Annotated in this window: 11 protein-coding genes and 2 pseudogenes; 12 read left to right on the top strand and 1 reads right to left on the bottom strand. The window is 64.3% G+C overall.

The features are described 5' to 3' along the window. The first annotated feature begins 21 nt into the window (after positions 1-21). From HK436_RS04115 to HK436_RS33385, 6 genes and pseudogenes are all read left to right on the top strand, one after another. Entirely contained in the window at positions 22-1857 is a 1836-nt protein-coding gene (locus HK436_RS04115; protein WP_173187546.1) for a hydantoinase B/oxoprolinase family protein, read from the top strand. After that, on the top strand, positions 1844-3883 hold the full coding sequence (locus tag HK436_RS04110; RefSeq protein ID WP_173187544.1) for a hydantoinase/oxoprolinase family protein: 2040 nt from the start codon (positions 1844-1846) through the stop codon (positions 3881-3883). Before HK436_RS04115 ends, HK436_RS04110 begins: the two co-directional genes overlap by 14 nt. Beyond that, positions 3880-5244 (top strand): M20/M25/M40 family metallo-hydrolase, encoded by a 1365-nt coding sequence (locus tag HK436_RS04105; RefSeq protein ID WP_173187542.1) that lies wholly within the window; start codon positions 3880-3882, stop codon positions 5242-5244. Before HK436_RS04110 ends, HK436_RS04105 begins: the two co-directional genes overlap by 4 nt. 496 nt (positions 5245-5740) lie before the next feature. Further along, positions 5741-6592 carry a TRAP transporter substrate-binding protein DctP gene (dctP, locus tag HK436_RS04100; protein WP_173187540.1) on the top strand — a complete coding sequence of 284 codons (852 nt, stop codon included), beginning with the start codon at positions 5741-5743 and terminating at the stop codon, positions 6590-6592. A 62-nt stretch (positions 6593-6654) separates the two neighbouring features. Beyond that, the gene (locus tag HK436_RS04095; RefSeq protein ID WP_173187538.1) at positions 6655-7167 is read left to right on the top strand and encodes a TRAP transporter small permease subunit; all 513 of its coding nucleotides are present in this window, start codon (positions 6655-6657) and stop codon (positions 7165-7167) included. Beyond that, positions 7164-8479: pseudogene (locus HK436_RS33385) on the top strand (TRAP transporter large permease). The gene HK436_RS04095 and the pseudogene HK436_RS33385 overlap by 4 nt, the downstream one beginning before the upstream one ends. A gap of 13 nt (positions 8480-8492) precedes the next feature. Here HK436_RS33385 and HK436_RS04085 read toward each other — a convergent pair. Next, positions 8493-9263 carry an IclR family transcriptional regulator gene (locus tag HK436_RS04085; protein WP_173187534.1) on the bottom strand — a complete coding sequence of 257 codons (771 nt, stop codon included), beginning with the start codon at positions 9261-9263 and terminating at the stop codon, positions 8493-8495. A 144-nt stretch (positions 9264-9407) separates the two neighbouring features. Between HK436_RS04085 and HK436_RS04080 the strand changes: the two are divergent. The 6 genes and pseudogenes from HK436_RS04080 to HK436_RS04060 all read left to right on the top strand — a co-directional run bounded on the left by HK436_RS04080 (position 9408) and on the right by HK436_RS04060 (position 15774). Continuing rightward, a pseudogene (locus tag HK436_RS04080) lies at positions 9408-11173 on the top strand (hydantoinase/oxoprolinase family protein). Next, on the top strand, positions 11137-11451 hold the full coding sequence (locus HK436_RS32855; protein ID WP_312860489.1) for a hypothetical protein: 315 nt from the start codon (positions 11137-11139) through the stop codon (positions 11449-11451). Before HK436_RS04080 ends, HK436_RS32855 begins: the two are co-directional and overlap by 37 nt. A 12-nt stretch (positions 11452-11463) precedes the next feature. Next, complete coding sequence (locus HK436_RS04075; protein ID WP_173187532.1) at positions 11464-13149, top strand: hydantoinase B/oxoprolinase family protein; 1686 nt, start codon at positions 11464-11466, stop codon at positions 13147-13149. Next, a complete protein-coding gene (locus HK436_RS04070) occupies positions 13146-14483 on the top strand; it encodes an aspartate aminotransferase family protein (protein WP_173187530.1) in 1338 nt (445 codons plus the stop codon). Before HK436_RS04075 ends, HK436_RS04070 begins: the two co-directional genes overlap by 4 nt. Beyond that, positions 14480-15325, top strand: a complete 846-nt coding sequence (locus tag HK436_RS04065; protein ID WP_173187528.1) for an aminotransferase class III-fold pyridoxal phosphate-dependent enzyme — start codon at positions 14480-14482, stop codon at positions 15323-15325. Before HK436_RS04070 ends, HK436_RS04065 begins: the two co-directional genes overlap by 4 nt. Next, complete coding sequence (locus HK436_RS04060) at positions 15325-15774, top strand: hypothetical protein (RefSeq protein ID WP_173187526.1); 450 nt, start codon at positions 15325-15327, stop codon at positions 15772-15774. The genes HK436_RS04065 and HK436_RS04060 overlap by 1 nt, the downstream gene beginning before the upstream one ends. The last annotated feature ends 169 nt before the right edge of the window (positions 15775-15943 follow it).

Raw genomic sequence — 15943 nt, 5'->3', positions numbered from 1 at the left:
GCATCAACAGGAAACCATTCGATGCATCAACCAACCACGGCCGCGAAACTGGCCGACCAGCCGGAGAGGGACGAACGCGCCTGCGATCCCATCTCTCTGGAAATCATCCGCGGCGCGATTGCCGCCGCGCAATCGGAAATGGAGGCGCTGCTGGAGCGCACCGCCATTTCCGCATTCATTCGCGAGAAGAAGGATTTCTACACCGCGCTCTTCGATGCCGACGGCATCATGGCGGTCGGGTCCATGGTGCCGATCTTCGGCGACATGACGAGCCCGGTATTCGAGAAGTTCCCGGCCGACGAGATGAAGCCGGGCGATCTGTACTGGTATAATGACTGCTACGGTTCGCGGGGCGCGGTCTCGCACTCCAACGACCAGGTCTTGCTGGCGCCCGTCTTCAAGGACGGCCGCCGCTGCGCATTCGTGATGAGCTGGGCGCATTTCGCCGACATCGGCGGGCTGCGGCCGGGTTCGATCAGCCCGGATGCGACCGAGATCTACCAGGAAGGCATCATCATCCCCGTGACCAAGCTCGCCGATGAGGGCAAGGTAAACGAGGCGACGCTGTCGATCTTCCACCGCAACTCGCGCTTTCCCGAGCAGAGCAATGGCGACATGCGCGCGCTGATGGCGAGTGTCGATCTCGGTGTGAAGCGCATGGGCGAGATCGTCGACCGCTTCGGCGCCCACGTCGTCGAGGACGCCTTCGCCCAGTTGCTGGAACGTACGCGCCGCCTCGTGCGCGACCGCCTCGCAGATACTTTCGACTACGGCACCCACTCCTTCACCGATGCCATCGATGGTGACGGGCACGGCAACGGCCCCTTCAAGATCCGCTTCTCCCTGACGCGGGAGAAGGGCGCAGACGGCGAAGACCGCTTCCTTTTCGACGCGAGTGAGAGCGACGACCAGGCTCCCGGCCCGGTCAATTATCTGATGAACCGGGGCGTTCCGGGCATGGCGCTCGGGCTCTATTATCTCGGCGGCGACCCGTCCCAGGTCTGCAATGCCGGTGGGCCGAACGCACTGGATGAAGTCCGTCTGCGCGAGGGTTCGCTGCTGCTGCCGCGTTTCCCGGCACCGCTCGGCATGCGCGGCCTGACTACCATGCGGGTGATCTCGGCAATCAACGGCCTGCTCAACGTGGCGAATGGCGGAGCGCCTGCCGCCAATTCCGCCTATGTGATCTCGATCATGCGCGGCAATTTCCGCGATGAGTCCGGCGATCTCCAGCGCTTCCTGTTGGCCGACGGCATCGGCGTCGGTTATGGCGCAAGGCCCGAGGCCGATGGCATCGACGCGGTCTATTTCGTTGCGCAGGAGAACTATCCGGTCGAGTTTCTCGAACTGGGCTATCCCGTTCGACTGCGCACCTATGGCGTCATGCAGGATTCCGGCGGCGCGGGTGCGTATCGCGGCGGCTGCGGTATCGTGCGCGAATATGAGGTGCTGGCAGAGGACGCCGTGCTTGCGGTTCGAATCGACAGCGTGAAGAACCCGCCTTGGGGCATTGAGGGCGGCATGTCGGGCGGCGTGGGTCGCGCTGTCGTCAACCCGGGAACGGACAGGGAGCGGCCGCTCGCGCCGCTGTCAGACGGCAACCGGCTCGTCCGCGGCGATATCCTGCGCATCGAGACCGGCGGTGGTGGCGGCTACGGCCATCCGTACGACCGGCCGCTCGCCAAGGTGCTCGAAGACGTGCTCGGCGGATATGTCAGCGTCGATGCGGCCCGTGCACTCTACGGCGTCGAGATCGTCGACGGCCGTGTCGACGAAGTCGCCACCAGGCGCCTGCGCTCCGAGCGCCCCGCCACCCGCCGTTTCCATCGCAAGGACTATGTCGATGCACTCGACTGATCAGGCACTTTCCATCGCCGTCGACATCGGCGGGACCTTCACCGACATCTCGCTGCTTGACCGTTCCAGCGGACAGGTCTGGCGCGCCAAGACGCCCAGCGTGCCTTCCGATCCTTCGGAAGCGTTCCTGAACGGCATCCGGCTCGCGCTTGCCGACGCCGGAGCGCCCGCATCGAAGCTGCAGCAGGTGCTGCACGGCACCACCGTCGCCACCAACATGATCCTCGAGGACAAGGGCGCGCGCACGGCGCTCGTGACCACGCGCGGGTTTCGGCATGTGCTGGCGATCGGTCGGCAGGATATTCCCCGCAAGGCCAATCTCTACACATGGGTGAAGCCGGAGCGACCGGTGCCCGCGTCGCGCATCATCGAGATCGACGAGCGGATAGCGCCGGGCGGCGGCGTGGAGCGCGTCCTCGATGAGGCGAGCGTCGAGCGGGCCGCCGAGGCCATCGCCTCGATGGATGTGGAAGCTGTCGCGGTCTGCCTCCTGCACGCCTTCGCCAATCCGGCGCATGAGCGCCGCGCCGCCGAAATCCTGCGGCAACGGCTGCCGCATCTCGCGGTGACGACCTCCGTCGACGTCCTCCCGGTCGTGCGCGAATACGAACGCTCGCTGACGACGGTGCTCAACGCCACGGTTATGCCGGGCGTGACCACCTATGTGGGCCGGCTCGAGCAGCGGCTGGAGGAAGAGGCGGTGTCCGCGCCGCTTCTCCTCATGCAGTCGAATGGCGGCGTTGCCGGCGCACCCGCAATCCGCCAGGCACCGGCACTGACCGCACTCTCCGGGCCGGCGGCCGGTGTCGTCGGCGCCCGCGCGATCGCGGCTGCCTGCGGCATCGACGATCTCATCACGGTCGACATCGGTGGCACCAGCGCCGACATCTGCCTGATCAAGGGCGGGCATATCGGCCTGACTCAGAACGGCAAGGTGGGCGAATGGCCGCTGCCGCTGCCCATGGTCGACATGGTGACCATCGGTGCCGGCGGCGGGTCGATTGCTGCCGTCGAGGATGGCGCACTTTCCGTCGGTCCGCGCAGTGCGGGCGCACGGCCGGGCCCCGCCGCCTATGGTCATGGCGGCCAGCAGGCAACCGTGACGGACGCCCATGTCGTGCTCGGCCACCTGCCGTCGAAACTGCTCGGCGGACGCATGGCGCTCGATGTCGAGGCCGCGCGCAGGGTCGTTGCGGAAAGTGTCGCCAGTCCGCTGGGGCTTGACATCGAGGAGGCCGCGCGCGGCATCCTCGCGATTGTCGACAACCATATGGTCGGCGCCGTGCGGGTCGTTTCGGTGGAGCGCGGCCACGATCCGCGCCAGTTCACGCTTGTGCCGTTCGGTGGCGCAGGTCCGCTGCACGGCTGTGCGCTGGCCGAGCTGCTCGGCATCTCGCGCATCATGATTGCGCCGGCACCGGGCGTTCTGTGTGCCGACGGGCTTCTCGCCGCCGACCTCAAGGCCGAGTTCAGCCGTACCCTGCCGCGCGCGGGTGCAATCGACACAACCATGGCGAACGCCGTCTTCGGCGAACTGGAAGCGCAGGCGCTGGACTGGTTCGAGCAGGAAGGCGTCGCCGACGAGAAGCGCCGCATGCAGCGCGTCGCGCTTCTCCGCTACCACGGGCAGGGCGGCGAGATTGCCATCCGTTGGGTGGACGGCGTCGAGGCCTTGGAAGCCGCGTTTGCCGACGAGCATCGCGCGCTTTACGGCTTCACGCTTGACGCTGCCATCGAACTGGTGACCTTGCGTGTCGAGGCTTCAGGGCTGACCGCCGCCGCTCCGATCGGTATCATTGAGGACGGAGACAAGGTGGAGGCCTATGACGAGGCGACCGTGCATCTCGCTACGGGCGAAGCGAGGGTTCCGCTTGTCGACCGCGCAGGGCTCGGGGCCGGTGCCACCTTCAGCGGCCCGATGATCCTGACCCAGCTCGATACCACCACATTTGTCGCACCGGGCTGGACGGGACACGTCCACGAGACCGGCGCGCTTATCCTGTCCCGGGAGGGAGCCGCCCAATGACCACGATCGATAGCCGTCTTGAGCCGGTCTTCGCGCATATCGAGCAGAACCGCGACAGCTTCATCGAGCGGGTGATGGACTATGTCCGCCACCCTTCGATAAGCGCCCACAACCTGGGCATTCGCGAAGTGGCGGCAATGCTCGTCGACCATCTTTCGGGCCTTGGCTTCGACGCGGAGGCCGTGCCGACGGCGAACCATCCGATGGTGCTCGGCAAACGCATGGTCTCGTCGGATAAGCCGACAGTGCTTCTTTACGGTCACTACGACGTCCAGCCGCCAGACCCGCTGGAGCTGTGGGAAAGCCCGCCCTTCGAGCCGACCATCCGCAACGGTCGCATCTATGCGCGCGGCATCGGTGACAACAAGGGCCAGCATTTTGCCCAGCTTCTGGCGATCGAATCTCACCTGGCCGTTCACGGCGAGCTGCCCTGCAACGTCATCTTCCTGCTTGAGGGCGAAGAGGAAATCGGCAGCCCGCACATCGCCGATTTCGTTCGAGAACATGCCGACCGGCTCAACGCCGACCTCGTGGTGACCTCGGACGGCCCGCTGCACGAAAGCGGCGCACCGGTGGTCACGTTCGGCGTGCGTGGCGTCGCGGCATTCGAGCTTCGTGTCCGTACGGCCTCGCGAGACGTGCACTCGGGCAATTTTGGCGGCGTCGTGCCGAACGCCATCTGGAAGCTGGTTCATCTGCTCGCGACCATGAAAAGCCCGACCGGCGAGATCACCATCAATGGCCTCACCGAGGCCGTCATTCCGGCAACGAACTATGAGCGGGATGCCGTCGCCCGCCTGCCGCTCGACCTCGACGCGCTGAAGGCCGACCTTGGCCTCAGTGAACTCGATCAGCCGCACGACCGCGGCTATTACGACCGGCTGATGTTCCACCCCACGCTGACCATCAACGGCCTGCATGGCGGCTATGGCGGGCCGGGGATGAAGACCGTCCTGCCGTGCGAGGCATTCGCGAAATGCGACATCCGCCTCGTCGAGCCCCTGACGCCTGAATACGTGTTCGAGAAGGTGGCTGCGCATGTGAAGGAGCATGCCCCCGACGTGGAATTCGTCCCGCTCAACGGCATGCTGCCGTCGAAGACCCCGATGGATTCGCGCTACGCCGAGCCGATCCGCCGGGCTGTGGTAGCGGCGCGCGGGGTGGAGCCGCTGATGTACCCGACGGTCGGCGGCAGCTTGCCGGACTACGTCTTCACCAAGATCCTCAACAAGCCGGCCTTTGTCATTCCCTACGCCAATGCCGACGAGGCGAACCACGCGCCCAACGAGAACCTGGAGATTGTGCGCTTCGTCGACGGCATCCGGACCGGAGCCGCACTCCTGCACGAACTCGGCGGCTAGGGCCGAGACGCTGGCGCAGGGCCGCTGTTCGCCAGCCGATCTTTCAAGATATTGCGGGTGCCGCTGACGGTGGCACCCGAATGCCGGCCTGCCGAAAGTCAGCCGCCGTCTGGCGTGGCGTGCGTTGTGCGCATTGCCTGGTCGCCTTGGCCGCCAGTTCCAATCCCTGCAATTCCGAGATAGCAGAGCGCATCCTGAGCGTCGGTTTCACAACTTGACGACAGGGGCGAAATGCGCGAGAGTTTCATAAAACAAGATGAAATCTCATTATATGAAACTCTTGAAGGGGAAAACTTGATGTTTGCACGTTTCAGACACCATCTGCGCGCGGTCGTGATGCTCGGGGCCGGTCTTCTTGGCGTATCCGCGGCTTCCGCCCAGGATGCCGTACACTGGCGCATTCAGAGCAACCTCAATGCCGGCGAGCCGGGATACGTGGCGCTCCAGGAGAAGTTCGCGGACCTCGCGACGGAGATGTCAGGCGGACGCATCACGTTTGAAATCTATCCGGTCGGCGCGCGCTGTTCCGATCGCCGACGGCCTGGAGGCCGTGGGCGCGGGCGTCACCGAAATGGCGGTTCTGACCGGTGGATACTACGCCGGCAAGCTCGGCCCGATCGCCAGCATCGAGAGCGGCGTGCCTGGCTCGCTGCGCACACCGCTGGAGCGGTTCAACTTCTTCTACAAGCGCGGCTTCCTGGATATCGCACGCGAGGCCTACCAGCCGCACGGCGTGTTCTATCTCGGGCCGCAGCTTTCGCCGGCCTGGGACATCATGTCGACGAAGCCAATCACGTCGCAAGCCGACTTCAACGGCCTGAAGATCCGTGCTTTCGGTCTGGAAGCTGAGTGGTACGAGAAGATGGGCGCCTCGCCGGTCTTTCTGAGCGGCGGCGAAATCTACACCGCCCTGGCCACAGGCGTTCTCGACGCGGCACGCTGGGCAAGCCCCGCCGGCAACATGAACAACTCGTTCCACGAAGTCGCCAAATATTATGTTCAGCCATCGCCAATGCCGGTGCCGAACAACTTCTTTGCGGTCAACAGCCAGGCATGGGATGCGTTGCCCGACGATCTGAAGGCGATCCTTCAGGAGGCTGCCGTCGCGTCCTCGCTTGACTACATTCTCATCAGCATGAACAACGACGCCAAGGCCATGCAGGAAATGCAGGCTGCCGGCGTGGAGATTTCCACCATCCCGGAAGCCGAGTGGCTGGCGATGGAGGCGGAGGCCCGCACGCTTTGGCAGGCCTATGCGGAAGAGAATGAACTGGCCGCTCGTGGCGTGGAGCTTCTCAACGAGTTCCTTCGCGATCTGGGGCGCCTCGACAGCGCAGCCGCCGAATAGGCACAGCTTGCAGCGCGGCCCTGACGAACTCCGTCAGGGCCGCTTTTTCATGACGAGGGACGATGCTGAACACCATCATCAATCTTCTCGAGCGTCTGATCACGGGCATTGGCCGTGTCGTCGCGCTCTTCGTTCTGGCGATCATCGCCATTATGATCTACGAGATGTTTTCGCGCGCCGTGCTTGGCCGTTCCGTGCGCTGGGCCGGCGATGCAAGCACGTGGCTCCTCGTCGCGTTCATCTTCCTGGGTGGCCCATGGGCCATGGCGAAGGGCAACTTCGTCCGGGTCGATGCAGTCTACGAACATTTTTCGCCGCTTGCGAAGGCCATCGTCGACACCGTGGTCTCCACGGCCCTCTTCGCGCTCTTCATCTGGGTGCTATTGTCCTTCGGTTATGACTTCGCCCTGAAGTCCTTTGCCATGGGCGAGCGTTCCGCAACGGGCGGCTGGGGCGGGCCGGTTTGGCTGCCCAAGGCGATGCTGCCCATCGGCGCTGCGCTGTTGGTGCTGGCGTGGATTCTGAACCTCCTGCGTGGCTGGCGCGACGCGCTTTACGGGCAAGAGGCCGCATGATGATGGCCGATCCCGTTCTGACGACGAGTCTGCTTTTCGGCTTCATGTTGTTGTTTCTGATGCTGGGCGTTCCGATCGCTATCGCGCTCGGCGGCATCTCCATCGGCATGATCTACTTCTTCTGGAGCCCGATGGCTCTGAACATGGTGCCTATCCGCGCCTTCTCGACCGCCTCGAGTTTCGAATACGTCGCGATTCCGCTCTTCATCTTCATGGCGGCCATGCTGCAGCGCGCAAGCATCGCGGAAGACCTTTACAACACGATGCAGAAGTTCTTCGGCGGGTTGCGGGGCGGCCTGGCCGTCGGCACGATCGTCATCTGCACCCTGTTTGCCGCGATGGCGGGCATCAGCGGCGCCGCGACCATCTCGATGGGCATGATCGCGATTCCCGCCATGCTGGCCCGCGGCTACGGCAAGGACATCGCGCTGGGCTCGATCGCCGCCGGTGGCTCGTTGGGCATCCTGATCCCGCCGAGCGTGACGATGATCGTATACGGCATCGTTGCAAACACCTCCATCGGCAAGCTGTACGCCGGGGGCTTCTGCCCGGCCTGCTCATTTCGGCACTCTTCATCGCCTATCTGATCATCCGCGGCTGGCTCCAGCCGGAAATCAGCGGTGGTCGCGAGATGACGCGCTATTCGTTGCGGGAGAAACTCGTCAGCCTCAAAGGCCTGGTGCTGCCTGTGCTGCTCATCGTCGGGGTGATGGGTTCCATCCTGACCGGCATCGCCAGCGTGTCGGAGGCCAGTGCGATCGGTGCTGCCGGATCGATCCTGGCGGCGGCGGTGCTCGGGCGTCTCGATTGGTCGGTGCTGCGGCAGGCCTGCGAGGAGACGCTGCAGCTTAGCTGCATGATCTTCTGGATCATCATTGGGGCGACGGCGCTGTCGACCTTCTATACCGCGATGGGCGCATCCCGCTTGATCGAGGGTCTCGTGCTGGACCTGGAGGTGAACCGATGGCTCATTCTCGTCGGCATGCTGTCGATCCTGTTCATCATGGGCATGATGCTCGATACCGTGGGTATCATCATGATCACCGCGCCGATCTTCGTGCCGATCATCACCGCGCTCGGCTTCGATCCGGTCTGGTTCGGCATTCTCTTCATCATCATGATGGAGATCGGCTTCCTGACGCCGCCCTTCGGTTACAACCTCTTCTATCTGCGAGGGGTCGCCCCGCCGGAAGTGCGCATGACCGATATCTACCGGTCGGTCGTTCCGTTCATCGCGTTGATGCTGGTTGCGGTCGCCATATGCATGGTCTTCCCGCAGATTATCCTCGTGCTGCCGAACGCGATGTTCTGAACCTGCCGCCCCATCAGTCGGCGCGCAGCGTGGAGACCATCGTACTCAACCTCTGCGCCGCTGCCTTCATCGGCTCCAGCCAGAACTCGGCAGGCTGCTTGCGCAATCGCGTCACCGGGCCGGTGATGCCGATGGCATAGACCACGCCGACGTTGTCGACGGGAACCGGACAGGCATATGCCATGATGTTCTCGTCGATCTCGCGGTCACAGATCGCGTAGCCGGTCTGTCTGACCTTCTCGAACTCGGCGAGCACTTCGTCTCGGGAGGTGTGCGTAAACGGCGTCAGTCGCTCAAGCGGTTCCGTCAGATATGCGTCGAGCATGGAACTGTCCTGATAGGCAAGAATCGCCTTGGCCGAGGCTGCGGCGTGCGCCGGCAGGTGGTCGCCCGGAAGGACATGCAGCCGATGCCCCTGATCGGGTGCCGACCGCGCGATTGAAAGAACCCCCGTACGGTCGAGACGCACGACGTAAGCCGTTTCGCCGAACCGCGCGGCAAGGTCGTCGACGACGAGTTGGGCGAACGCGCTGGCCTTGTCACGATCGACGCCGAGGTGAAGCATGCGCCACATGCGCGCGCCGATCCGGAACGTCTTGTACCACGTGTCGTCGCTGGCAAGGATGCCGAGATCGACCAGCGTGCGCACCAGGCGATGCGCCGTCGGCTTCGGCAGTCCTGTCAGCTGAGCGATGTCGGTAAGCGTCAGTCCGTCGTGGGAAGCCGCGACGATTTCGACAATCTGGAAATAGCGCTCGATCGGCCCCGATCCGTTGGTCGCCACTCAAACCTCCTGCCTGTTCGCCACGTTCCAATGCACTGCGAAGCACACAACTACAAGCCGACACCGGCTTGACAAAGTCGCGCCTCGTCGATTGAATATCACTTATTGAAACTACATTCCATAAAATGAGATTTAGAGGGCTGGATGAGCGTTAGCGTTGGTGTCGATGTGGGCGGCACATTCACGGACTTCCTGATGCTGGACTCGGCCACCGGCCGATTCGCAACGGCCAAGGTGCCGACCACGGTCGACGACCGGTCCAGGGGCTTCCTTCAAGGCATCGACGAACTCGGCGTTCCCGCCGATGCCATCGACTGGCTCGTGCACGGCACCACGGCCGGCACCAATGCGGTCCTGGAGCGAAAGGGTGCACGCGCCGGCCTCATAACGACACGCGGATTCCGCGACGTCCTCGAGCTTGGGCGCCGCACCCGTCCGAACGCATACGGCCTGTCCGGCAATTTCAAGCCTCTGATCGAGCGCAGGCTGCGCCTGGAGGCGACCGAGCGGATGGATGCTCAGGGCCGTGTCGTCACGCCATTGAGCGAAAGCGACGTGCGTGCCGCCGTGCAGCAGCTCATCGATGAAGGTGCGGAATCGCTCGTCATCCATTTCCTCCATTCCTATGTGAACGACGAACATGAAGCCGCTGCAGTGCGAATCGCGCGAGAGATGTGGCCGAACGAGCACGTGATCGCCGGCCACGAGATCGTTCGCGAGATGCGCGAGTTCGAGCGAGGCAGCACGGCCGCGATCCACGCATCCATCAGTCCTATCGTCAGCCAGTACATCCAGCGTGTCGCGAGCAGTCTCAAGGACAAGGGGTTCCGAAACGAACTGCTCGTCATGCAGGCGAATGGCGGCATGATGTCTTCCGCCCTCGTCGCCAGCCATGCCGCGCACACCGTCATGTCAGGCCCTGCGGGAGGCGTCCTAGCGTCGGCAGAAATCGCGAAAGCGGCCGGATTTGCCAACATCATCACCGGCGACATGGGCGGCACCAGCTCGACGTGGCGCTCGTTGTCGACGGCAAGCCGGTCATCACTGCGGAGAAGGATCTCGCCTATGCGGTGCCGATCCGCATTCCGATGATCGACATGCACACGGTCGGCGCCGGCGGCGGCAGCCTCGCGCACATCGACAAGGCCGGCATGCTGCGTGTGGGACCTGAAAGCGCCGGTTCGTTCCCCGGCCCCATCGGCTATGACCGTGGCGGCGAGCGCGTGACAATCACTGACGCGAACTTCTTCCTCGGCCGGCTCAATCCGGGCTCCGTGACGGGCTCCAACAAGCCGGCACCGATTGCCCGCATCGAAGCGGCGCTTTCGGAGCAGATTGGCAAGCCGCTCGGGCTTGACGCGACCGCCGCGGCTTCGGCGATCATCGACGTGGCGATCGCCGAACTTGCTGGTGCCATCCGTCTCATCTCGATCGAGAAAGGCCATGATCCGCGCGATTTCGCGCTGATGCCATTCGGGGGCGCAGGGCCGTTGCATGCTATCGCCATCGCCCGCGAGCTTGGCATACCGCGAGTTCTCGTTCCGCGCTTCCCGGGGCTGACCTCGGCACTCGGATGCGTGCTTGCCGATGTGCGGCACGATTTCGTGCAGACGGTCAACCTGCCGATGCGCGGCATCGATGGCAATGCCGTCGTGGCGATCATGCGCCAGCAGGCCGCCGATGGGCGCGCGCTTCTGGCCGGGGAGAGCGTCGATGTCGGCCAGGTCGACGTGGTCCACGAGTTCGATCTGTTGTTCAAGGGGCAGTCGCATGTGCTGCGGGTCGAGATGAAGGGGAGGCGTTCGACGCCGATGCCGTGCTCGACGAATTCGTCAGGGCCTACAAGCAGCGCTTCGACCTTGAACTGCCGGAGATGGTGCCGGTTCTCGCAAATGTCCGCACGACGGTGATCGGGCAGCGTGAAAAAGTCGACCTCTCGATATTCCGTCCCTCCGAGGGGACGCTAGCGTCAGCCGAAACGGGCACGCGCGATGTCTACTTCGACGGCGAATGGCGAAAGGCCCGCATCTACGATCGCGATTCCCTGCCGCTGGGCGCGGCCATCGAAGGCCCGGCCATCGTCGAGCAGTCCGACTCCACGCTGGTGCTAGATCCGGGCACCACTTCCCGCGTCGACGAATACGGCAACATCGTCGTCGCCATCGACCAGACCCCGGCCGCGAACTGAACAGGAAACAGCATGCTGAACCACCAGCAGGCCGCAAAGCTCGGCCAGTCCATCGATCCCGTCACCCTCACCGTCATCGAAAAGGGCCTGCAACAGGTCTGCTCGGAGATGGATCTGGTGCACGAAAAGACATCGTTTTCGCCCGTCATCTCGGAGGCATTCGACCGCTCGAACGGCATTTACGGACTGGGCGACGGCCGCATGATCGCACAGGGAGAACTCGGCCTGCCGATCTTCCTCGGCGTGATGCAGGAAACGACCCGATGCGTCATCGAGGCGCGCGACGATCTTGAGGACGGCGACGTCATTCTCGTCAACGACCCCTATCTTGGCGGCACCCATCTGATGGACGTGAAGATGGTGCGTCCCTTCTACTACCGTGGCAAGCTGTGGTGCTATCTGTCCAACACAGGCCACTGGCCGGACACGGGCGGCATGGTGCCCGGCGGCTTCAACAGCACCGCCACGGAAATCCATCAGGAAGGTCTGCGAATCCCGCCGGTCAAGCTGGTCCGGCGCGGCAGGATGGAGGACGATCTGGTGCAGATGGTCCTCGCCAATATCCGCGTTGCCGAAGAACGGATCGGCGACATCAAGGCGCAGATTGCAGCGCTGACGGCTGGCGCCCGCCGCCTCACGACTCTGCTCGACCGCTACGGTCAGGATGTCGTCGAAGCCGCAATTGCCGAGCTCGAGCGTCGCTCCGAGCGCATGATGCGCGCCCATATCGACACCATCCCGGATGGCACCTACGAGGCGAGCGCCTTTATGGACAGTGACGGCGTCGTCAATGAGCCGCTCGAGATCGCGGTCTCCGTCAAGGTGGATGGAAGCGACATCGAGTTTGATTTCTCCCGGTCGAGCCTGCCGTGCCAGGGGCCCCTGAACTCTGTCTGGGCGACGACGCTTTCGGCAGTCTACGTCGCGCTCAAACACATATTCCCCGACGTGCCGATGAATGCCGGCTGCTTCGAGCCCATCGTCGTTCACAAGCCGCTCGGCACCTTCATCCATGCCGAATACCCGCGTCCCGTTGCAGGCTGCGCTGCCGAGGTGTCGCAGCGCGTCATGGAGGCGGTGTTCCTGGCGCTTGCCAAGGCGATCCCCGACCGGCTCTTTGCTGCGCCGGCTGGCACCAGTGGCAACCTCAGCCTTGGCGGACATGACCCGGAAACGGGCGAGAACTACATCATGTACTATTTCTCCGGCGGCGGTTACGGCGGCTGGTGGAACGGCGACGGTCTCACCAACGGCTGCTCGACCATCGGCATCTCCAAAAGCCAGCCCGTCGAGATCCTCGAGCAGCGCTATCCGCTGCTTTTTGAAAGCTATGCCCTGCGCGAGGGGTCGGGCGGCGCCGGCCGTTTCCGCGGAGGCTTCGGCGTCAGCTACAAGCTGCGGCTGTTGCGGGGCCACGGCAAGGCATCGTTCCTTATGGAACACGGACGTTTCGGCCCTCCCGGCATACTCGGTGGCGAGGCGGGTGCGCCGAACCGCATCTCGATTTCCCAGAAGGGAAGGGCGATCGAGCCGGAACACATCTCGAAGGGCGAGGATTTCGTGCTTGGCCCCGGAGACACCATCGAGGTGAACACGCCGGGCGGCGGAGGCTATGGCCTTCAGGCGGAAAGGGACTCCGAGGCCAATGCCGACGACCGCCTCCAGGCCTATTACCCTGATCATGCGGGGGCTGCATGAGCGCCATCCTGCACCGCAAGACGGATACGGTTCCGCCGGCCGTCGCGCAGGCGGACGGATTGTGGGTTACGGACAGCGATGGCCGCCGCTATCTCGACGCGGTATCGGGCGGTGCGGCTGTCTCGGCCATTGGTCATCGTGACGAGCGGGTACGCGATGCGATCCTGCGCCAGTTCGACGCCGTCTCCTATGCCCACGGCTCCTTCTTCACGAGTGAGCCGGCGGAAGAGCTTGCCGCCTATCTGGTCGGGAAGGCGCCTGCGGGGCTGTCGAAGGTTGTCTTCTGTTCGGGTGGTTCGGAAGCGGTTGAAACGGCTCTGAAGCTTGCCCGCCAGTATTGGGTCGAGCGCGGCGAACCCGGCCGTGGCAAGATTATCGCGCGCCGCCAGAGCTATCACGGGGCAACGCTGGGAGCTCTTTCCGTCGGCGGAAACCTGCCGCGCCGAGCGCTCTACGAGCCGCTGCTGTTCGAGGCCGAGCTGATCGCGCCATGCTACGCCTATCGGGAGCGCCGCGAGGACGAGACCGAACGGGACTACGGGTTGCGCGCCGCGGCCGAGCTTGAGGACGCGATCCTGCGTCTCGGCCCCGAGACGGTTGCGGCCTTCATCGCCGAGCCGGTCGTCGTTGGCGCGACGCTCGGTTGCGCGCCGGCCGTCGACGGTTATCTAAGCGAGGTGCGTGCGATCTGCGACCGCTACGGCGTTCTTCTGATCCTCGACGAGATCATGTGCGGCAGCGGGCGAACCGGCTACCGGTTCGCCTTCGAGGAGGACGGCGTCGTCCCCGACATCGTGACTGTCGCGAAGGGGCTGGGCGGCGGCTTCGTGCCGATGGGTGCCACGCTGGTCCATGACAGGATCGCAGACGCCATCGCTGCCGGTTCGGGGGCTCTCGCGCATGGCTTCACCTATATGGGCCACGCGCTCGCCTGCGCGGCCGCCCTGGCTGTCCAGCGCGCCGTTGATGAAGATGGGCTGGTTGCGGCAGCCGCGGCGAGCGGTACAGCGCTGAGGCGCATGCTCGAAGCGTCGCTGGGTCAGCACCGGCATGTCGGCGACATTCGCGGGCGCGGGCTATTTATCGGGATAGAACTCGTTGCGGATCGCGAGACCAAAGCGCCCTTCGACCCGGCCGCGAAGCTGCATGCCGTGGTGAAGGCATCGGCCATGGAGAACGGCCTGATGATCTACCCCTCGGGTGGCACGATAGACGGACGGGCCGGCGACCACATTCTTCTCGCGCCGGCGCTCAACGCACGCGAGGACGAGCTTGCCGAGATCGTGGCCCGCCTTGGAAGATCGCTCGACGCCGCATTGGAGACGCTGAAATGAAGGCTGCTGGTAGACTGGACGACCTGCGTGAGGCGTATGTCCGCAATCACCCGGAAAGCTGCGCGCGGCACGAGCGCGCACAGGCATGGATGCCCGGCGGAAATACGCGCAGCGTCCTGCATTTCGATCCGTTCCCGCTCGTCATCGCGTCGGGCAGGGCGGACATGCTTACCGATGTCGACGGCTACGAATATATCGATTGCGCCGGGGAATTCTCGGCGGGTCTCTATGGCCACAGCGACCCGGTCATCGTGGCTGCTCTGCACGAAGTGCTGGACAACGGGCTCGTCCTTTCGGGTCCGAACACCGCCGAGAGCGAACTGGCCGAACTGTTGTGCCGGCGCTTTCCTTCGCTGGAGCGGCTGAGATTCTGCAATTCCGGTACCGAGGCCAATCTCTTTGCGCTGCTGACGGCGATCGACGCAACGGGCCGCAAGCGTGTCCTCGTGTTCGAGGATGCCTATCATGGCGGCGTTCTCACCTTCGCGGGCGGCGGCAGCCCAATGAACGTCCCGTTCGATTTCGTCACGGCGTCTTTCAACGACATCGAATCCGCACGCGCCAGCGTGAAACGGCATGAAGACGACCTTGCCGCCATCCTCGTCGAGCCGCTGCTGGGCGCGGCCGGCAACATCCCGGCCGAAGCGGCGTTTCTGGCGATGCTGCGCGAGGAGGCGACCCGCTGCGGCGCGGTGCTCATCTTTGATGAGGTGAAGACTTCGCGCCTCGGGCGCGCCGGCCTGCAAGGCCACTACGGTATCGTGCCCGACATGACGACCCTCGGCAAAAATATCTCGGCGCGGGCCTGTCCTTTGGCGCATTCGGCGGCTCGAGGGCCCTGATGGACCGTTTCGATCCGCGCCTGCCGGGCGCGCTAAAGCATGCGGGCACTTTCAACAACAACATCATGTCGATGAGCGGAGGGCTTGCGGGCCTACGCTCGAGCTTCACACCCGACGCCGCCGATGCGTTCCTCCAGCGCACCGAGGCTTTCCGCGCAACGGTGAATGCGCGGCTGTCGCAGGCCGGCCTCGATGTGTGCCTCAGCGGCATCGGGTCGATACTCAGCCTCCATATCGGTGCGCAGCCGCCCATGAAGGTTGCGCAGATACACCCGCAAACGATGATGCTGAGGCAACTCGTTCACCTGAATTGCCTGGGACGCGGTCTCCTCCTGACACCGCGCGGCGACATCTTCCTGTCATTGCCGATGAACGAGGCCCGCCTTGGCGAGATCGCGGAAATCCTGGTGAGTGCCGTAATCCAGGAAAGCCCTGCCTTGGCGATTTGAGGTGCACCCTCGGGTTGGTCGTCGGTCGATGTAGCAGGACAGCACGGCCGGAAACCAGTCTGCACGCAGCACCCAGCGTCCCAGCGCCGGCGAGCGCTCCAGCTCTACGCGCCCCGGCCGCCTGCACACGGCACCCTGACCGGTGTCTCCGCACCAATTTGGGTGCGGT

The organism is Neoaquamicrobium sediminum (assembly GCF_013240295.1).
GTDB lineage: Bacteria > Pseudomonadota > Alphaproteobacteria > Rhizobiales > Rhizobiaceae > Aerobium > Aerobium sediminum.
Note: the sequence above shows the minus strand (reverse complement) of the source record. Positions and strands in the feature narration are given on the sequence as shown.